The sequence below is a fragment of the Bacteroides sp. genome, from assembly GCF_029057325.1.
Taxonomy (GTDB): domain Bacteria; phylum Bacteroidota; class Bacteroidia; order Bacteroidales; family Bacteroidaceae; genus Bacteroides.
Genome location: NZ_JAICZW010000109.1, coordinates 1 through 20,157 on the forward strand (window position 1 = coordinate 1; position 20,157 = coordinate 20,157).

The 20,157-nt window shown below is 50.8% G+C and carries 12 protein-coding genes and 1 pseudogene; 5 read left to right on the forward strand and 8 right to left on the reverse strand.

Annotated elements, in window-relative coordinates:
- From K2G43_RS06900 to K2G43_RS06915, 4 genes are all read left to right on the forward strand, one after another.
- A partial coding sequence (locus tag K2G43_RS06900) for a hypothetical protein (protein WP_300153731.1) occupies nt 1-325 on the forward strand: 325 nt, incomplete at its 5' end.
- Nucleotides 326-359: 34 nt separating this feature from the next.
- On the forward strand, nt 360-1,772 hold the full coding sequence (locus tag K2G43_RS06905; RefSeq protein WP_300153733.1) for an ATP-binding protein: 1,413 nt from the start codon (nt 360-362) through the stop codon (nt 1,770-1,772).
- Nucleotides 1,773-1,836: 64 nt separating this feature from the next.
- Nucleotides 1,837-5,118, forward strand: a complete 3,282-nt coding sequence (locus K2G43_RS06910) for a UvrD-helicase domain-containing protein (protein WP_300153734.1) — start codon at nt 1,837-1,839, stop codon at nt 5,116-5,118.
- Between the two features lie 50 nt (nt 5,119-5,168).
- Nucleotides 5,169-8,102, forward strand: coding sequence for a PD-(D/E)XK nuclease family protein (locus K2G43_RS06915; protein WP_300153735.1), 2,934 nt, complete (start codon nt 5,169-5,171; stop codon nt 8,100-8,102).
- Nucleotides 8,103-8,187: 85 nt separating this feature from the next.
- Here the strand turns inward: K2G43_RS06915 and K2G43_RS06920 are convergent, their stop codons facing one another.
- The 7 genes from K2G43_RS06920 to K2G43_RS06950 form a co-directional block, all read right to left on the reverse strand.
- Nucleotides 8,188-9,315 carry a hybrid sensor histidine kinase/response regulator gene (locus tag K2G43_RS06920; protein WP_297642466.1) on the reverse strand — a complete coding sequence of 376 codons (1,128 nt, stop codon included), beginning with the start codon at nt 9,313-9,315 and terminating at the stop codon, nt 8,188-8,190.
- A gap of 56 nt (nt 9,316-9,371) precedes the next feature.
- On the reverse strand, nt 9,372-9,905 hold the full coding sequence (locus tag K2G43_RS06925; RefSeq protein ID WP_297642464.1) for a ParB/RepB/Spo0J family partition protein: 534 nt from the start codon (nt 9,903-9,905) through the stop codon (nt 9,372-9,374).
- A complete protein-coding gene (locus tag K2G43_RS06930; protein ID WP_297642462.1) occupies nt 9,902-11,191 on the reverse strand; it encodes a DUF3440 domain-containing protein in 1,290 nt (429 codons plus the stop codon). Before K2G43_RS06930 ends, K2G43_RS06925 begins: the two co-directional genes overlap by 4 nt.
- 2 nt (nt 11,192-11,193) lie before the next feature.
- Nucleotides 11,194-11,589 carry a hypothetical protein gene (locus K2G43_RS06935; protein WP_297642460.1) on the reverse strand — a complete coding sequence of 132 codons (396 nt, stop codon included), beginning with the start codon at nt 11,587-11,589 and terminating at the stop codon, nt 11,194-11,196.
- Nucleotides 11,590-12,140: 551 nt separating this feature from the next.
- Nucleotides 12,141-14,465, reverse strand: a complete 2,325-nt coding sequence (locus K2G43_RS06940; protein WP_300153737.1) for a TonB-dependent receptor — start codon at nt 14,463-14,465, stop codon at nt 12,141-12,143.
- Nucleotides 14,466-14,651: 186 nt separating this feature from the next.
- Nucleotides 14,652-14,990 carry a hypothetical protein gene (locus K2G43_RS06945; RefSeq protein ID WP_297642457.1) on the reverse strand — a complete coding sequence of 113 codons (339 nt, stop codon included), beginning with the start codon at nt 14,988-14,990 and terminating at the stop codon, nt 14,652-14,654.
- Between the two features lie 42 nt (nt 14,991-15,032).
- Nucleotides 15,033-16,781 carry a 5'-nucleotidase C-terminal domain-containing protein gene (locus K2G43_RS06950; RefSeq protein WP_300153739.1) on the reverse strand — a complete coding sequence of 583 codons (1,749 nt, stop codon included), beginning with the start codon at nt 16,779-16,781 and terminating at the stop codon, nt 15,033-15,035.
- A gap of 208 nt (nt 16,782-16,989) precedes the next feature.
- Here K2G43_RS06950 and K2G43_RS06955 point away from each other — a divergent pair, with 208 nt between their 5' ends.
- Nucleotides 16,990-19,128: a Tex family protein gene (locus K2G43_RS06955; RefSeq protein WP_297642453.1), complete on the forward strand. Its 2,139-nt coding sequence runs from the start codon at nt 16,990-16,992 to the stop codon at nt 19,126-19,128.
- A 258-nt stretch (nt 19,129-19,386) separates the two neighbouring features.
- On the opposite strand, the pseudogene K2G43_RS06960 reads toward K2G43_RS06955, so the two are convergent.
- Nucleotides 19,387-20,157: pseudogene (locus K2G43_RS06960) on the reverse strand (hypothetical protein); the annotation flags it as partial.

Sequence of the window (20,157 nt, forward strand, 5' to 3'; positions counted from 1 at the left end):
TGGTATGTTGGTAAATGATTTGATAGTAATCTGTAAGATTGGGAATATCATAAAAACGGGTGGAGATTATAAAGAATATGTGATTAATAGTTATAAACTTCAGAAAGATTGTTTGAGTAAAAATAACTTTGTTAAAGTTAGTCCTTTCATAGAGAAAATAAACAAGATGATATGTGATGAAATGTCAATAGATGAAATAATATCCACATGCCAAGAACGGATGTTTGATTCATTCGATGTTCATATGCAAAAAAAAGAACTAATAGTGATTACAAAGACCTTACTAAGGTCTAAAGAGCAGGGAATAGAGAATATTCTATTATAAAGCGCATCTTAAAACTTTAACGAAAAAGACGGTTATGACCACCAACGACATAAAAACATTGATTTCTTCCGACGAGTCAAGGACTCTGGAATTGAAGAAGACCACCGGCGAACTGAAAGACGGTATGCACTCGGCATGTGCGTTTCTTAACACTGAGGGCGGATGGCTGATATTCGGCGTAACACCTAATTCCCATAAGATAATCGGACAAGAGGTCACAGACAAGACTCAGCAGGAGATTGCACATGCTTTGGCTGGATTGGAACCTGCGGTGGATGTGCGTCCTGAATATGTTGATGTGCCCGAACATCCGGGAAATAAGGTTATAGCCATACATTTCAGCGGATGGATATGGGGAAGGCTTCCTTATACTTTTCACGGTTGCCCTTATTATAAAGTGGAAAGCACCACAAAAGAAATGCCCCGACAGATGTTTGAGGAACGACTGCGGGCATCGAAGCCACAATTTTATGCATGGGAACAGCAAGAAGCAGAAGGCGTGGATATGACGGATTTGAATGAAGAGCGCATAAGGGGTGCTATAAGACTTGGTGTGGAACGTGGCCGTATGATGGAGTCTGCCATTACAGAACCGTTAGACAAGGTGCTTGGCAAACTTCAGCTTTTGAAAGACGGTAATCCCAACAATGCGGCAGTTATGCTTTTTGGTAACAATATATTCAACTATCCTCAGTTACGGTTACGCATGGCACGTTTCAAGGGGAATGAGAAGATTTCGTTTTTGGATAATTTGAGGGCAGAGGGAAATTTCTTCGATCTGCTGGATGCAGGAATGTCTTTTTTCTTTAAATGGCTTCCGCAAAGTGGAGAGATAAAAGGCTTTGTACGCGAGGAGCATTTGGAGATTCCGGCAGAAGCTCTTCGTGAAGCCCTCGTCAACGCCCTCTGCCACCGTCAATATGAAAAATACAATCTGACGGTAGGCATTGCTATTTATGACAATCGCATAGAGATAGAGAACCCCGGCATACTCAATCCGGAACTAACCGTAGAGAGCATTAAACGACCTCACATATCTTACCCATACAACCCTATCATTGCTGATGTTTTATTCAGAACAACATTTTTAGAGAATTGGGGGTCGGGAACAGGACGTATCATTGACGCTTGCAGGACACAACAAGTGCCAGAACCGCAGTGGAGCATCCATGGAGATTTCATTGTAGTAACTTTTCCCCGTCCCAATGTCCCTCAAAATGTCCCTCAAGATGTCCCTCAAGATGTCCCCCAAAATATGGACCTGGATAGATGGATTGAAAATCAAATTGCCATAAACCCGAAAATAACGACAGAGGAACTGGCTAATCTTTCGGGAAAGACATCAAAGACTATCAAGCGCCATATTGCCAAAATGCCACATATTAAATATGTGGGTAGCGGTTATAGCGGGCATTGGAAAATAACAGACAATAGCGACTCGCAATAATAACCAAAGAACTAAGAGCTATGAACCATGCAGGTTAAACGTTTAAAATAAAAAAGGAAAAGAGATGGAACTATTAGTATATAAAGCCTCCGCAGGCTCCGGAAAAACCTTCACGCTGGCTGTAGAATACATCAAGCACCTGATAATCAATCCGCGCGCCTACCGGCAGATACTTGCCGTGACCTTCACCAACAAGGCGACGACGGAGATGAAAGAGAGAATCCTGCAACAGCTTTACGGCATCTGGCAGGGAGACCCCGCTTCTGAAGCCTACCTGACACAAATCAAGGAAAGGGTGGGAAGAATGAAAAAGGAAGTACCTGGAATGAAAGACGGACTGACGGACGAGGAGATACGCCAACGGGCAGGCATGGCACTGCAATACATGCTGCACGACTACAGCCGCTTCCGCGTGGAGACCATCGACTCCTTCTTCCAGTCCGTGATGCGCAACCTGGCCCGCGAGCTGGAACTAAGCCCCAACCTGAACATCGAACTGAACAACACCGAAGTGCTGAGCGATGCCGTGGACAGCCTCATCGAAAAGCTAACCCCCTCCTCACCCGTACTGGCATGGCTGCTGGAATACATAGACGAACGCATCCGCGACGACAAACGCTGGAACGTATCGAACGAAATCAAAAGTTTCGGACGAAACATCTTCGACGAAAGCTACATGGAGCGCGGCGAACGGTTGCGGCAATGCCTGCGCTCTCCCAATACGCTGAAACTCTATCGGGACGTGCTGAGGGAAATGGAGACCGATGCCCTGGAACAGATGAAGGGATTCTACGACCAGTTCGAAGGGGAACTGGAGGGACAAGCCCTTGTCCCCGACGACCTGAAAGGAGGAGCGAAAGGAATCGGCAGCTACTTCCGCAAGCTGCGCGACGGCAGGCTGTCGGACAAGGATGTGCTGAACGCCACCCTGAAAAACTGCTTGGAAAGCGCCGGCAATTGGGCGGCAAAGACATCCAAACGGAGAAACGACATCATCCGTCTGGCGGAAAACAGCCTGATACCGTTGCTGCGGGATGCCGAAAAACTGCGTTTGCAGAAACTGTCCACCGTCAACAGCTGCCGCCTGTCGTTGCAGCACCTCAACAAGTTGCAACTCTTGAACCACATCGACGAGGAGGTGCGCACCCTGAACCACGAGCACAACCGCTTCCTGCTGTCGGACACCAACGCGCTGCTGCACAACCTGATGCGCGAAGGAGACTCTTCGTTTGTCTTCGAAAAGATTGGCGCCAACATACGAAACGTGATGATTGACGAGTTTCAGGACACCAGCCGCATGCAGTGGGACAACTTCCGCCTGCTGCTGCTCGAAGGACTCTCACAAGGAGCGGACAGCCTGATAGTAGGAGACGTGAAGCAATCCATCTACCGCTGGCGGAACGGGGATTGGGAAATCCTGAACGGCTTAAATGAAGAGCGAAATCACAAAGATTCCTTTCCCATCCGTGTGGAAACGTTGAAGACCAACCGACGGAGCGAGGCACGCATCATCCACTTCAACAACCGGCTCTTCACGGCCGCGGTGGACCACCTCAACACGCTGCATCTGAACGAACTGAAGGAAGAGTGTCTGCCCTTGAAACACGCATACGCCGACGTGACGCAGGAATCGCCCAAAAGCGAAGAACGCGGCTATGTCAAAGCCTCTTTCCTGGAACCGGACGAGGAGCACAACTACACGGAACAAACGCTGATAGCCTTAGGAGACGAGGTGCAAAGGCTGCTGGATGCAGGCGTGCGGCAGAATGACATCACCATCCTGGTGCGCAAGAACAAAAACATCCCCCCGATAGCCGACTACTTCGACCGGGAACTGCACCTGCCCATCGTTTCGGACGAAGCGTTCCGGCTGGATGCCTCACTCGCCCTCTGCATGCTGATGGATGCCCTCCGCTACCTGTCGAACCCCGAAGACCGGATTTCGGAAGCCTCGCTGAAGATGAGTTTACAGGGAGACAAGGAGACAAGGGAACAAGGAGACGAACCACATCCTGACCAACTGCCCGAAGCCTTTACGTCCCGGTTGGAGACATTGCGCCTGATGCCGCTATACGAGTTGCTGGAAGAGCTGTTCGGCCTCTTCCAAATGAACCGCCTTGAGAAGCAGGACGCTTACCTCTTCGCCTTCTTCGATGCCGTGACGGAGTATCTGCAAAACAACTCCTCCGACCTCGACAGCTTCATCCGCTATTGGGAAGAGACGCTGTGCAACAAGACCATCCCCGGCGGAGAGATGGAGGGAATACGCATCCTCTCCATCCACAAGTCCAAAGGACTGGAGTTCCACACCGTCCTCGTCCCGTTCTGCGACTGGAAACTGGAGAATGAGACCAACAACCAGCTGATATGGTGCAGCCCCACCGAAAAGCCTTACAACGCCATCAACCTGGTGCCCGTGAACTACTCGGGCACGATGGCCGATTCGGTCTATCGCTCCGACTATCTGCACGAGCGGCTGCAACTTTGGGTGGACAACCTGAACCTGCTGTACGTGGCATTCACCCGCGCGTCAAAGAACCTCATCCTCTGGAGCAAAGCCGGTCAGCGGGGCACGATGTCGGAACTGCTTGCCAACATCTTGCCGCAAGTGGCGAAGAAGGGCGAAGGCTGTTGGGACGACGAAACGATGGTTTATGAAAGCGGCGAATTGTGCCCCTCAGCACCAATGGCACAAACCTCCACTTCAGGAGAACAAACCTCCACTCCGGAAACCCGAAAGTCACCTTTACCCTCCCCTGTCGTCAACAAGTTGGCACAGAAAGCGGCGAAACTCCCCATCCGTATGGAGAGTATGCTTCACGACATCGCATTCAGGCAATCCAACCGCTCCGCCGACTTCATCGCAGGCGTGGACGAGGCCGAATCCAGCCAACGATTCATCCATCGCGGACGGTTGCTGCACACCCTCTTCTCCGTCATCGAGACAGAAGCCGATATTGACGATGCCGTCAGCCGCCTGGTGTTTGAAGGAGTCATCGGCAGGACCGAAACCGAAGAAGAGATACGCGCATTGACCCGCCGCGCCTTCTCCCTGCCACAAGTGAAGGATTGGTACTCGGGCACCTGGCGGTTGTTCAACGAATGCGACATCATCTGGCAGGAAAACGGAACGCTATGCACCCGCCGTCCCGACCGCGTCATGATGCGCGAAGGGGAAATCGTCGTGGTGGACTTCAAATTCGGAAAGCCCGACAAGAAATACAACAAACAGGTGCAGGGATACATGCAACTGCTTTCCCGCATGGGCTATGCCGCCGAAGACATCCGGGGATACCTGTGGTATGTGGAAGAGGAAAAGATAGAAGAGGTGGCCGGCAAATATTAAGAGAATCCGATTTACGCCTCAATTTTTAACGCTCAATTCATTCAAACGATATGGAAACTTTTCTCCAATTAGTAGCTAAAGACCTTTATGCCAAAATAGGAAACGATTTGTCGCATACCGCCATCGTCTTCCCCAATAAACGTGCAAGATTGTTTTTCAACGAATATTTGGCCGCCGAAACAGACCGTCCGTTGTGGTCGCCCGCCTACGTCAGCATCAGCGAGCTGTTCCGCCAGCTCTCCCCGCTGAAATTGGGAGACCCCATCAGGCTGGTGTGCGAGCTCTACAAGGTGTTCCGGGAAGAGACACACAGCGAAGAGCCCCTCGACGATTTCTACTTTTGGGGCGAACTGCTCATTAGCGACTTCGATGATGTGGACAAGAACCTGGTAGAGGCCGACAGGCTCTTCAACAACCTGCAAGACCTGAAAAACATCATGGATGACCACGATTTCCTCGACAAGGAGCAGGAAGAGGCCATCCGGCAGTTCTTCCACAACTTCTCCATCGAGAAACGCACGGAGCTGAAAAACAAGTTCATCTCCCTTTGGGATAAATTGGGAGACATTTATCGGCACTTTCGCGCCAACCTCGCCGAAGCGGGCATCGCCTACGAAGGCATGATGTATCGCAACGTGATAGAGCAACTGGATACCGACCGCCTGCGCTACGACCGCTATGTGTTCGTCGGCTTCAACGTGCTGAACAAGGTGGAGACCCGCTTCTTCAAGCTACTGCAAGATGCGGGAAAAGCCCTGTTCTATTGGGATTACGATGTGTTCTACACCACCCTTCCCCGCTTGCAGCATCCTCCCTACACCCATGAGGCGGGAGAGTTTATCCTGCGCAACCTGAGCATGTTCCCCAACCAACTTCCCGAAACCGCCTTCGACACATTGCGGAAACCGAAAAAAGTGCGCTATATCTCCGCCCCTACTGAAAATGCGCAGGCACGATTCTTGAATGAAGAACTCCGGTTGAATGAAGAATCAAGAATGAAGAATCAAGAATTGCCATGCGGCGTGACAGCGCAGCCTAATTCAAGATTAAAAGACACTGCCGTCGTCCTCTGCAACGAAGCGTTGCTGCTTCCCGTCCTCCACTCCATTCCGCAGGAAGTGAAGAACGTGAACATCACGATGGGATTTCCGTTGGCACAGACACCGGTATTCAGCTTTATCAATGCCTTGACGGAGATGCAGACCATAGGCTACCATGCCGGAACGGGCAGATATACCTACGAGACCGTGCTTGCCGTACTGAAACATCCCTATACCCGCCGCCTCTCTCCCAAAGCGGAAGCATTGGAAAAGCAACTGACCGTGGACAACCGCTTCTATCCCCTGCCTTCGGAACTGAAGCAGGACGCTTTTCTGGAGCAGGTGTTCACCCCGCAGAATGGCATTGCCGCCCTATGCGGCTACCTCACCGGACTGCTTCGCGAAGTGGCGGTCATCTATCGGCAAGAGGAGGAGGAGTCGGAAGACATTTTCAACCAGCTGTACCGTGAATCATTGTTCAAGAGCTACACCCTCGTCAACCGGCTGCTGAACCTGATTGAGACGGGCGATTTGGCCGACGTGCGGACAGAGACCCTGAAACGGTTGCTGAACCGGCTGCTTACCTCCGCCAACATCCCCTTCCACGGTGAACCTGCCATCGGCATGCAGATAATGGGCGTACTGGAAACAAGAAACCTCGACTTCCGCAACCTCATCATACTCTCGCTCAACGAAGGACAGCTGCCTAAGGCAGGCGGAGAATCGTCCTTCATCCCCTACAACCTGCGGAAAGCCTTTGGCATGACCACCATCGAACACAAAAACGCGGTCTATGCCTACTACTTCTACCGCCTCATACAGCGTGCGGAGCATGTGACCCTGCTCTACAACACCTCTTCCGACGGATTGAACCGCGGAGAGATGTCCCGCTTCATGCTCCAATTCCTGATAGAGTCGCCGCATCCCATCTCCCGCGAATATCTGGAAGCAGGACAATCACCGCAACACAACCGGCATATCGACATTGCAAAGACACCGGAGATGCTGCAACAGATGTATGACGCCTACGACATCCACCGGCATCCCAAAGCCTTCTTCTCTCCTTCGGCACTCAATGCCTATCTGGACTGCCGCCTGCGATTCTATTATCGCTACGTGATGGGATTGAAGGCCCCCGACGAGGTGAGTGCTGAGATAGATTCCGCCCTGTTCGGAACCATCTTCCACTATGCTGCCGAACTGGTATATAAAGACCTGACCGCAAATGGCAAGGAGATACGCAAAGAAGATTTGGAATATCTGCTGAAGAACGAAGTCAAGCTCCAGGACTATGTGGACCGCGCTTTCAAGGAGAAGTTCTTCCACGTACCCTCCACGGAGCAACCGGAGTACAACGGCACGCAGCTCATCCACTCCAAAGTCATCGCCTCCTACCTGCGCCAGCTTCTTCGCAACGACCTACAATATGCTCCTTTCCGGATGGAGGGCATGGAACAAGATGTCAAGGAGGCCATGGAGATAGATACTCCGCAAGGGAAACTCACCCTGCAGATAGGCGGCACCATCGACCGGCTGGACAGCAAAGGAGATACCCTGCGCATTGTGGACTACAAGACGGGCGGCACCCCAAAAACACCCGAAAACATAGAGCAGCTGTTCACCCCTGCCGAAAACCGTCCCAACTACATCTTCCAGACCTTCCTGTATGCAGCCATCATGTGCCGCAAGCAGTCGTTGAAAGTCGCCCCTTCCCTGCTCTACATACACCGTGCAGCCTCCGACAGCTACTCGCCCGTCATCGAAATGGGAGCGCCCCGCCAACCCAAATTGCCGGTCAACAACTTTGCCTTCTTTGAAGATGACTTCCGCGAACGCCTGCACAGCCTCCTACAAGAGATATTCAACCCGGAAGAGACATTCAGCCAAACGGAAGATACAAAGAAATGCGAATACTGCGATTTCAAAAGACTATGTAAGCGGTAGTATAAAAAAAGAAGTTGACAAGAGGACGAGTAAACAAGACTACGAGGTCCTTGTACACTTGTCCCCTTGTCAACTTGTCAACTCGTCAACTCTCCAACGGCAGTGAGAAATAGAACGTGGAGCCTTCTCCTTCTTTGGAAGTAAACCACAACTTGCCGCCATTCTTCACAACGAAATCCTGACACAGCAGCAAGCCCAACCCGGAGCCTTCTTCATTGTTCGTGCCGAATGTGCTGAAATGCGTATCCGTATGCAACAGCTTCTTCTGTCCTTCTTCGTTGATGCCGCATCCGCAGTCCTGCACACTGACAACGGCCTCTCCATCCACTTCCTCCATCTTTACCCATATATCGGAACTCTCTTCGCTGAATTTGATGGCATTGCTCAACAGATTGCGTATAATGGTTTTCATCATATCAACATCTCCGTGGACTATCATCCTGTCCGGTTTTGTAATATGGATTGTAATTTTCTTCAGACCTGCCACCATGCTGAAGATTTGCACCACCCCGTCCATCACTTCCACAAGGTCCACATCCTGATAGACAACATCCAGCTTGCCTATCTGACTCTTCGTCCACTTCAGCAGATTGTCCAGCAACAAGAACACATCCTCTGTCGTCTGGTTAGCCATTGTCAGGAGCTCGTGCATTTCGCTTCCAATCTTTTCAGTCGGCAAGTTCAATATCAGCATGTTCAGCACCATCTTGATGGAACCCATGGGCGAACGCAAATCATGCGCAATCACCGAATAAAGCTTGTCACGTCCTGCTATCGTATGGCGAAGTTCTTCCGTCTGGCGCAAAATCATACGTTTGGCAGCCACCAACGAAATCTGATGACTGACACGGATAATCAGTTCTTCCTTGTTGAACGGTTTGGTGATAAAGTCATTCGCGCCCACCTGAAAACCTTTCACGATATCCGCCGTACTATTCAAAGCCGTCAGAAAAATGATTGGAATTTCAGCGGTCTTCGGATTAGACTTCAATTTCTGAGCAACCTCAAAGCCGCTCATATCGGGCATCATCACATCCAGCAAAATCAAATCAGGATTTGTCGCATCTACTTGCTCCAGCGCCTGCCGACCGTTGCTTGCAGTGGCAATCGCAAACTTTTCATTTGTCAAAAGAACTTTCAACAACAAGACGTTCGACATTACATCGTCAACGATGAGAATCTTGTACTCTGAAGGATTTATTTCCATATTCATCTTTCTATAATTTTTTCCAGTTAACAAATCAATTACACACTGAAATATTTCACAGATTAATCCTCGCCCCTATATTCCTCCATTTTATCGGGAATCGTGAAGTCCTTGTTCGCAAACAAATCCGCCAGTCCGGAAATCTGTTTCAGGCGCAACACCTCGTCACGGTCCATGCCGATATTCTTCATAATCCATTCGTCCGACATCCCCGCCTTGTCCAGCTCCGCAACAATGTGGCACATCAGTTCTATGTTATGCGTACCACGCGCACGGTTATGCCGGATGGTAGAAGCCATGCGGTTGGAAAGTTCCTTGTTGATTACCACCACAGGAAGCAGTCCGTTTTCGCGCTGATAGATTCTTTCGGATGTTTTCAGCACCTGATAGCGGTGATAGCCGTCCACCAAGATATACTGGTCTGCCTCTTTGTCATAATAGCAGACGCACGGCATGGTGAAACCGTCTTCCCAAATGGAAAGCTCCAGCAACCGCATCTCCGGCGGAGCCACTACATTCGGATTGTAATCGTTGGCATGCACCTTCTCCACCGGAATCGCCTTCACGTCATATACCGGGCTCTTTTCTACACTCATAGCATCATATTTTTGAATTGTTCCATAATTTTGTCTCTCTTATACACCTCTTCCTTGTTCAAAGCAAAGCCCATGTACTTGCAGGCGTGATCGTTCTTAAGGATACAGATACACATCCGCTTGTACGTGGGAATCTCGCGGAACTCCGCGATGTCTATGTCGTCCAGGTAGTCCATACGCACCGGCTTCTTGTGCGTCTTGTAGTTGGTGGTGTTCATCACCTCCATGGAGACTCCCGCATCTTTCAGCTTTTGAATGGTTTCCTCCGACAGGCATCCGCCCTTCGTGCGCCAGAACTCTATGCTGACGGTAAGCTTCCTCAGATAGTTTCTCCGGGTCTCTTCCGGCAGCGTGGAAAGCAGAAATTGCATGAAGCTTTTCCACGTATAGCCTTCGGGCAGACGGATACTTTGCCAACCCATGGCACGTGTTCCCCCGTAAATGCCGGTAAAGTTCACTCCGTTGACCCGTCCTATCATTTTTCCCCACGTATTGGGGTCGATGGCGCGATATAGCTTCAAGCTCTCCTGCGCCTCGCACAAAAAGGGACTCGCCACCCGCTGACGCTCGATGTTTACTCCTGCCTTGTAGTACAAATCATACAAACGGTTATAGTCGAAATTGAATTTCCCGTTGGCCGTCCACACGTCCGTGGTCCTCCAGTCATAAATGGGATAGGCATTATAGATGTCATTGCCTATTTTGGAAGTCCAGCGGTAGTTGTGATACATCTGGTATTTACGGTTCAAGTGGATGCAACGCCACCGGTTGAAGCTCTCCTGCGTGCGTATGCCTATCATGAAGCAGGAACGCACCGCATTCTTCTTCCGGTGCAGCCATTGGGCGAAATGCATCTGGAACTCATAGTCCCACATCTTTTCGGTGTAGAAAGAGAACGCCTCTTTCGTCAGGCTTTCCTCCGGCATCTTCCTCACCCAAAGGTGTTTCAAGTCGTCCTGCCACGGACGCCAGTAGCTCTGGTACATCGACGTGCAGGTGGGCACCCGAAAAGGCACACACACCCGATATACCTCCAATATATCCTTGTTCGCCTCCAATATCCTGTCCACGTAGTCGATGGTCACGCCATATTGCACCTCATAGTCCATGTGGAACACACACAACTTACGTTTCAGCTGATTCCGACGGATATAGTCCATGCACAAGTTCAACAACACCCCGCTGTCCTTGCCTCCCGAAAAAGAGACACAAACCGTATCAAACTCCCTGAAGATGACGGCCAGGCGTTCTTGCGCCAGTTCATACACATTTTTGAGTGCCGCCATAATCAGTCCTGTTTCTTCATCCGCACATAGCGGGTCCACGCCTTCTCTTCCACAAATCCCAATTCGTCGAAAAGTTCCTTATCCTCCCGGAAAGCGACAGCGGCCAGCACCTTCTCTTCGCCTACCGTTTCCACCACCTTCTCCAACAGCAGTTTCAGCGTGTCCGCATCCTTGTCCTTTATGTAGTAGTTGTTGATGATGGACTCGCTTTTCCTATGCTCTACCGGTACAAATCCCATCACGTGTTTCTTCTCCACGGCGATGAACCATTCATACCGTTCCGAAGTGCGGAAAGGAAAGTTATAGTTCTGTTTCAGCACTTCAGGATTCATCACCAACGGAGCAACCCATCCGTACAACTTTTTATCCGTGCCATGCAATTGTATTATTTCTATCATAGCTGTTCATCCTATTTTTGTTCCTGTCTCTATGTTATTTTCCTAAATTAGCGACAAATGTAAGATTCTTTAGCGAGATATGTACCTAAAAATCCTTAAAATACACAGCACTTAAAAAGAGAATGTTTTTTGACTCTGTTGCCCGACTGACCAATCGGCCCATTGCCGATGGGAGGAGATAGGGACGGTGAAACAGACGGCCTTTTTTTGGATGTAAAATATTTTCAGGCCCCTTTTCGCAGACGGCAACGCAGGGTGCGACAACAGCCTTTCTTTTTCCCGCTCCCTGCTTTTCCTATCTGCTCCCTGTCCGAGCCCTATCAGGGCCTATTCGGCTTCGGACGTTCTTCGGACAAACTCCACTCCCTAGGACCGAAGAATGTCCGAAGAACGTCCGAAGAAACACCGAAGGAAGTACGGAGCAGACAAGGCGCGGAAAAGGCGGAGACAATAAAAACAGAAAGTGACGGAATTTCCGGGAAGAGTATATATTGTGTAAACAATTATAACTTCCGGCTTCCGCCACTTCCGTTTCAAGGGAGTGTCTGCCCTTAATTCATTATCTTCACGCCGACGAAGAAGGTGCGGGGCTGTGTGGGGCCATAGAAATAGCCGGCATCCCGAAACTCGCCCTTATCCAGGTCTTTCTGAAAACTATTGAAGATGTTCTGCACACCCGTGTTCAGCTGAAGCTTGATGTGGTCGTGAAGGACAAACATATAGTTCAGCTTCAGGTTTAAGTCGAAGAATCGGGGTGTATGTTCCATGCGGTCCGAAGTGATGTTGCAGAACGCGTCTTCAGGCACATCCACAGGAGCATAGTGAGGCACAATCATCTTACCGGTATAAGTGCCCGACAGGGAGAAATCGAAGCTCTTCAGTGGAGCCGACGAGAAGGTGAAGTAGCCGTAATAGTCCGGCGTACGGGGCATGCGCTTGGTGGTGAGCGGCTCTCCATCCACTTCCGTCCAGGCTTCCGCGCATCTATATCGGCTGCGCTGCGCCGTAAAGCCCAACTGGAACTGAGCCTCCTTGCCATGGGCGATTTTAGCGTCCAGATTGGCGCCATACACACGTGCTCCGTTGCCGTTGCGACGTTCCTTGATGACATCGCCTGCCTCATTCTTGCCGATATCTTCCAGAATAAAGACATGACGCAAATCGGTGTAGAAGCCTTCAAGCAGGATATTGGCCTGCCAATGTCCCAAATGGGCGGTCCAGTCTATCGAACCGCTGTAGCTGTTCGAGCGCTCTTCGCGCAAGTTGTCGGCCAATTTTATCTGAACGCCCTCGCCTCCCACGGCGGTCACGTGCAAGTCTTCATCGTAGGCTTGCGGAGCACGGAAGCCGGTGGAGTAAGTCAGTCGTGCCTGAAAATCATCCACGGGCTTGTAGAGCAAGTTCACACGGGGGCTGAAAATCAGGTTGTCAATCAGGTTATGCTTATCCAGACGGGCACCGACCAGCATCGTCAATGCCTTCATCTTCCACTCGTTCTGTACGAATGCGCTGGCTATGCGGACATCCTGCTCCAAATCGCGGTGGTAACCGGTCATAATGTCGTGCAGGGAGTTGGACTGGTACTCCAATCCACCGGTGAAGGTGGCGGGAGCGAACAGGCAACGGTCCATATTGCCCACATACATGCCGCCTGCCACCCATGTCAGGTCTTTCGTCTTGCCGTAGGCGTTCATATCGCGTTGCGCGCCGTAATAGCTGTTGCGGTCTGTATGCTGTACGGAGGTATAGAGAGACAGCTTGTGCTTATACTCTTTCCAAAAGAGGTCGTAGCTCACTCCTCCGCTGTTGATGATGTGCTTCGTCTGTTCGGTAATGTCCGTTTCGTGGGGTTCCAGGTCGAACTTGTTTCCGCCACGGCGCAACTCGTTGGTGGTATGGTATTCCAGGTTGATGCGGCTGAAATGCGTAGGCCGATAGTAGGCACGGAAGCCGAAAGTGTTCATGTTCAGCTTGCCCAATTCAGAGAAGCCGTCACCGTCACGGTCGTAAGGGTTGCGGTTGCGATAGGTTTCGTAGAGGGCGATACCATAAGAGTTGTCTTTGGCTACCAGCGACACGTTTCCACCCATATACTGCTCCCACGACTTGCCGTCCATGCAAGAGAGCATGCTCGACACTTGGAAGGAGTTGTTGATAGGGTCTTTGGTGATGATGTTGATAGTGCCTCCCACCGCATTGGCGCCGAACAGGGCGGAACCGCCGCCACGCACCACCTCTACCCGTTCAATCATATTGACAGGAATCTGTTCCAGCCCATAGACTCCGCTCAAGGCGCTGATAATGGGACGGCTGTTGATGAGTATCTGCGAGTAAGGGCCTTCCAGACCGTTGATGCGGACTTGGGGGAAACCGCAGTTCTGGCAGTTGTTTTCCACGCGCAAGCCGGACTGGAAGTCGAGCGACTTGGCAAGGTCGGTGGAGTTGACCATCTCGAACAGCTTGGTGCTCATCACATTCACCACCACCGGTGCCTCCTTGCGGCTGATCTCGTTGCGATTGGCGGAGACCACCACCTCGTCGGTCATAAAACTCTCTTCCTGCATCTGGAAGTGGATGACAGCCGTATAATCCTTATGCACCACCACCTCTTTCTCCTGCGTCTTATATCCTACCGCAGAGACACGCAGTTTATAGGTTCCTACAGGAAGGTTACGGAACGTAAACTCCCCCTCTTCGTTAGATACCGTTCCCTGACCGCTGCCCACAATTAGAATAGTGGCATACGGGATATTCTCTTCGGTTCCTTTCACAATGACATGACCGGAAATCATATTGCCTTCCTTAATCGGATTCACGGCAAAGACAGCACCGACACTTGCCACCGCAAGCATCAGCGCCAAAATATATTGTTTCATAAAACGAACGTTCTTAATTAACTGAATAATAGATTGTTTATCTTCTTTCAAAATGCCACACTCCGCCCACTCAAATATTACACCTCATCGGTCAAAATGCAAGGCATTTCGAGAGCAAACACGAGGCATTTCAGAAGCAAACCCGGGCATTTCAAATGCCAATCAAAGGCATTTGAATTACAATGATTATGAAACAAAAAAGGGAGGGGCGCGGAGATAAAAGAGATTGATGGCTTCTCCCTTTGCGGTTGGTGTAGCCGATCCCGCTTCAAGCACGGCCAACAAGGGCCGCATGGGGAGTTGAACTTCACACACCTCCACCTCGTATGAGCTGAACGAGGAGAGATGCCCGATAACCAACAGGGAAGTTTGAGAGTGAGAGTGTGTGCCATGAAAAGGGTGAGAATGTGCTATCATCACCCCATTCACGTAATGGACGTGCGTAAACGCAGTGATGCTTACCTGATACAGGATGAACAGCACCAGCAAACTCAATGCGCCTATAACTTTATGCTTCTGTTTCACGTCCGAAAATTCACTATTTTTTCGCGCCGCAAAAATAGTGAATTATTTTTTATTTTCGCCAAACAAGCGCTCAAAATCACGTTTGGAAGCCGGAATCGTCCACGCTTCAGGAACGAATTTCCACTGATTCAGCGCACGCGGTTCTATCACCTTTTTCCGTTCGATGTACCGCATCAGGTAGTAGCGCAAATCCTTGTCGGTGGAACTGCTGATACGCTTCTTCAGTTCCTCTTGCGGGATGCCTGCCCCTTTGGTCAGCAACTCGCCGCCGCCGTTTCCCCGATAAGAGTTCACCGCTACCGTATAGGTCTTGTCCATCTCGAACGGTCTGCCGTCCGCCATCCGGAAAATCGTCACCTTCTCCCCTTCCGGCTTCGTCACATCTACTTCATAGACAATGCCTGCCGCCGAATCGAAGTTGAAACTGGGGTTCTCGAAAGAGGCTTTCTTCGTTCCGACACGAGACGCATCGCGGAACAGCAGCAACAGATCGTCCGGCGACTGCATCCGGTTGGTCCACAAGCTATAGGACATCTCCAGTGCATCGTGAATCTCCCGTCCCGTGAGGCGCATCGTATAGAGCATATTCTCATACTTATAAAGGTTGAACATATCGCTGACAAACACATCCCCCTCACGGATTTCGGTATCGTAGGACAACGGAGCAGCCAAAGAGATGTCAGCCCCGCTGATGGCAAGCTGCAATTCGTGTACCAGGTCCACAAATGCCGAAGAGCCGAAATAGGCAGAGCGCGTAGAAATGGTTTCGGTGAATACCCCAATCTTTTTGGAGACGAAATCATCCACGGTTTTATATTCCGATGTAAACCGTTCCATAAACGCCTCACTGACATCGCAGTCCTTCACATCGGACAACGCACCCTCCACCTTCTTGTCTATCACTTTGCCATCGCGCAGTTTCAGCGTGACCTCCACATCGCTTACCACCAACCCGTGAGCGGCAGGATCTATCACCAGCACACTGTCACCGGCCACATTCTGCACTTTTTTGCATTCCTTGCCATGGTCGTGCCCCATCAGCACCACGTCAAAGCCGGGCACCTTGCAAGCCACCTCTACCGAAGCATCCTCCTGATACTTGCCTCCCACCAGCCGCGCATTCTGTCCGGCGTGGAAGATGCCCACAATCACATCCGGCTTCTCCTTCTCACGGATAATCCTCATCCATTGGCGGGCGGTCTCCTCCATATCGTCAAAACGCAATCCTGCCCACAGATTCTCTGAAAGCCACATCGGTATGGCGGGCGTAATCATACCCAATATGGCAATCTTCACACCGTCACGCTCCAGCACCTCGTAAGGCTTGAAATGCGGTTTTCCGGTAGCGACATCCACCACGTTGGCCCCCAACACCGGGAAACGGCAATCGCCCGCCCAACGATTGAACACGGCATTGCCTGTCTCCACATCGTGGTTCCCCATATTCCCGGCACTGTAGCCCATAAAATTCATCATCTCCGCCGCCAGGTGTGGAGCGACCGTATCAATGTAATTGTAATAATAAGCAGCCGGCTGCCCTTGCAGTAAGTCGCCATTATCCAGCAAGATTACATTGTCCTTATAAATTTCACGCCGCTGTTGCACAAAGGTATGTACGCGTGCCAGTCCTCCCGCCGCTTCCCGCCGGCGGATAAAATCGTAAGGATAATAATTCCCGTGTATGTCACTTGTCTGCAAGATATTCAATTTTACTTCTCGCTCCTGCGCGGGAAGCAGCATCACTCCGCCAAAGAGGGAGATAAATAGGCTGATTAATCTAACTGTTTTCATCTGTTTTTACTTATCAATAAATCTTCGTTTACAAATATATCTTCAATTTGAACGTAAAGATACGCAAAACTATCAATAATACTATTTGAGCAGTTGATTTTTCTACTATCCCGTCACGGGGCTTTCGTTATAAAATGTGGTAACCATGCCCGTACCCCAAATGTTTTTTGTATATTTGGCCTCCATTATTAAAAAAACAGATTCAGACATGACACAGATTTTTCATCGGATGATAGCCGCCGCCATCGGCATATCGGAAAAGCAGGCCGAACGGACCCTGACATTGCTGGCAGAGGGAGCCACCATCCCCTTCATCAGCCGCTACCGCAAAGAGATGACCGGAGGCCTGGACGAAGTGCAAATAGAAGCCATCCAGACTCAATATACCAAATTGAACGAAACCGCCAAACGAAAAGAGACCATCCTCAACACCATTCAAGAAGCGGGAAAGCTGACACCCGAACTCCGACAACGCATCGAAGAGACGTGGGACAACACCGTGCTGGAAGACATCTACCTGCCCTACAAGCCCAAACGGAAGACACGTGCGGAAGCCGCCCGCCAGAAAGGACTTGAACCGCTGGCCAACCTGCTGCTGTTGCAACGTGAGCCGCATCCCGAAGCACGTGCCGCAAGCTACGTGAAGGGAGAAGTAAAAAACGTGGAAGAGGCCTTGAAAGGTGCCCGCGACATCATTGCAGAACACGTGAGCGAAGATGAGCGTGCCCGAAACAGCGTACGCGTCTCCTTTGCCCGTCACGGCGTGCTGACCGCCAAAGTGGTGAAAGGCAAAGAGGAAGAGGCGGCCAAATACCGCGACTACTTCGACTGCAACGAACCGCTGAAACGATGTAGCTCGCACCGCCTGCTCGCCATACGCCGGGGCGAAGCGGAAGGCTTGCTGAAAGTCGGCATAACTCCCGACGACGACGCATGCATGGAACGACTGAACCGTCAATTCGTGCGAAACGACAACGCCTGCGGGCAGCAAGTGGCGGAAGCAGTGCAGGATGCCTACAAGCGGTTGTTGAAACCCACCATCGAAACCGAATTTGCCCTGCAAAGCAAAGAGCGGGCCGATGAAGAGGCCATTCGGGTGTTTACCGAAAACCTCCGCCAACTGCTATTGGCCTCGCCGTTGGGACAGAAACGGGTGATGGGCATAGACCCCGGATTCCGGACAGGCTGCAAAGTGGTATGCCTGGACGCGCAAGGCAACCTGCTCCACAACGAGAACATCTACCCGCATCCACCGGTCAGCAAACCGAAAGAGGCGTTCGCCAAAATACAGAAGATGCTGGAAGCATACCGGATAGATGCCGTCGCCATCGGAAACGGAACCGCCAGCCGGGAGACCGAAGAGTTTCTCAAACGCCAAACCTTCAACCGGGAGGTACAGATATTCATCGTCAGCGAACAGGGAGCCTCCATCTATTCCGCTTCCAAGATAGCACGGGATGAGTTTCCCGAATACGATGTCACCGTGCGCGGAGCCGTTTCCATCGGCAGACGTCTGATGGACCCGTTGGCGGAACTGGTGAAGATTGACCCGAAATCCATTGGCGTGGGACAATACCAGCACGATGTCGATCAGACCAAACTGAAAAAATCACTGGACCAAACGGTGGAGAACTGCGTCAACTTAGTTGGAGTCAACCTGAACACCGCCAGCAGCCACCTCCTGACCTACATCTCAGGATTGGGACCGCAACTGGCACAGAACATCGTCAACTATCGTGCCGAAAACGGTGCCTTCACCTCCCGCCGGGAGCTGCTGAAAGTGCCACGGATGGGTGCCAAATCCTTTGAACAATGCGCCGGATTCCTGCGCATTCCTCAAGCCGAAAACCCGTTGGACAACACAGCCGTACACCCCGAAAGCTACCACATCGTGGAGCAGATGGCCAAAGATTTGGGATGCAACATAGCCGAACTGATAGCCGACAAAGAACTTCGCCTGAAAATCAACCCGGAACGCTACCTCTCGCCCACCGTCGGCATGCCGACCTTGAAAGACATCCTGCAAGAGCTCGACAAGCCCGGACGAGACCCGCGCGGACCGATAAAGGTTTTTGAATTCGACAAGAACGTGCGCACCATCAACGACCTGCGCGAAGGAATGGAACTGCCCGGCATCGTGGGAAACATCACCAACTTCGGGGCATTCGTCGATATAGGCATCAAGGAGAACGGGCTGATACACCTCTCCCAACTTGCCGACCGATTCATATCCGACCCCAACGAAGTGGTCTCCATCCACCAGCATCTGCGGGTGAAGGTGCTCAGCATCGACACGGAACGTAAACGGATACAGCTGACGTTGAAAGGAGTGCAGCAGCAGAAATGACAGATGATACAGCTTCAATAGCTTCTTAACGACAACAAACAGCGAACCCCACATTTTCAGCCGCATCGTCTGCAACTGAAAAGTGTGGGGTTTGCTGTCTAATTCAATCTAATATAGCCTGCAATTCGGAAAAAGATACACGCTTATGCCGATAAGGCGGCACACTTTTAAGAGGAAAGCGGCACGCTTGTGATAGAAAAGCGACACTCTTTTGATGACAGAGCAACAAGAAATTACAGGTTCGTAGGAATCAGGCATTTAGAAGCTGTAATCAATGCTCAAGCCAAACACCTTGTTGGTACGGCTATAGACATTGGTACCTTTCAAGCCGGTTCCATTGTAGTTTTGAGAGTTCTTTGTATAGTCCTTATAATTGGTCCACATATAGCCCACATTCAGGTTACTACGCTCGCTCAATACCAGCTTAGCTCCAAAACCTATCGAATGAGAATCGCAAGAGAAGCTGGTATCACTCTGATAGTCGTCAGACAAACCGTAGTCCGTAAACTGAATACCGCAGCTCAACGACAAGCGTTTGATAACATCCCATTCCACACCGGCCAGATATTCATTGGTGCCCTTCGTCAGAAATTTCTGCTTGCCACCCGCCATTCCGGCGTTCTTGTCATCGTAGAAATGATACTCTACCGAAGCACGCAACACCGGCAAAAACTCGTAAGCGGCAGCTACGGAGAGCATGGCAGGAATATCGTTGGGGGTGTTGACACCATGCTTGTAATCTTCCAATTCACTGTTGGGAGCACCCACCATACGAAGCGAGTTCACTTTCGTATTATTCTCAATGTTCAGATTCGTCTTGAAGTCATACTTCGCGCCAATGTTCCATTTGCCGAACTTTGCATCAAAACCGATAACCGGCGTAAATCCCCATCCGGTCTGGCTGCAATCCAAATCAATGCCTACAAGTTCAGTACCGGCAGGCAACACCAGCGCTGGAGACATCGGCAAATCAACGGCGGAACTTGCCTTCAACGCACCTTGATAGCCACCGGTGAAATAGTTCATGCG

Coding starts and splice junctions, on each gene's coding strand:
- K2G43_RS06935 (WP_297642460.1), bottom strand. CDS start 11,589: ATGATAGAAATAATACAATTGCATGGCACGGATAAAAAGTTGTACGGA.
- K2G43_RS06940 (WP_300153737.1), bottom strand. CDS start 14,465: ATGAAACAATATATTTTGGCGCTGATGCTTGCGGTGGCAAGTGTCGGT.
- K2G43_RS06925 (WP_297642464.1), bottom strand. CDS start 9,905: ATGAGTGTAGAAAAGAGCCCGGTATATGACGTGAAGGCGATTCCGGTG.
- K2G43_RS06955 (WP_297642453.1), top strand. CDS start 16,990: ATGACACAGATTTTTCATCGGATGATAGCCGCCGCCATCGGCATATCG.
- K2G43_RS06910 (WP_300153734.1), top strand. CDS start 1,837: ATGGAACTATTAGTATATAAAGCCTCCGCAGGCTCCGGAAAAACCTTC.
- K2G43_RS06930 (WP_297642462.1), bottom strand. CDS start 11,191: ATGGCGGCACTCAAAAATGTGTATGAACTGGCGCAAGAACGCCTGGCC.
- K2G43_RS06950 (WP_300153739.1), bottom strand. CDS start 16,781: ATGAAAACAGTTAGATTAATCAGCCTATTTATCTCCCTCTTTGGCGGA.
- K2G43_RS06915 (WP_300153735.1), top strand. CDS start 5,169: ATGGAAACTTTTCTCCAATTAGTAGCTAAAGACCTTTATGCCAAAATA.
- K2G43_RS06920 (WP_297642466.1), bottom strand. CDS start 9,315: ATGAATATGGAAATAAATCCTTCAGAGTACAAGATTCTCATCGTTGAC.
- K2G43_RS06905 (WP_300153733.1), top strand. CDS start 360: ATGACCACCAACGACATAAAAACATTGATTTCTTCCGACGAGTCAAGG.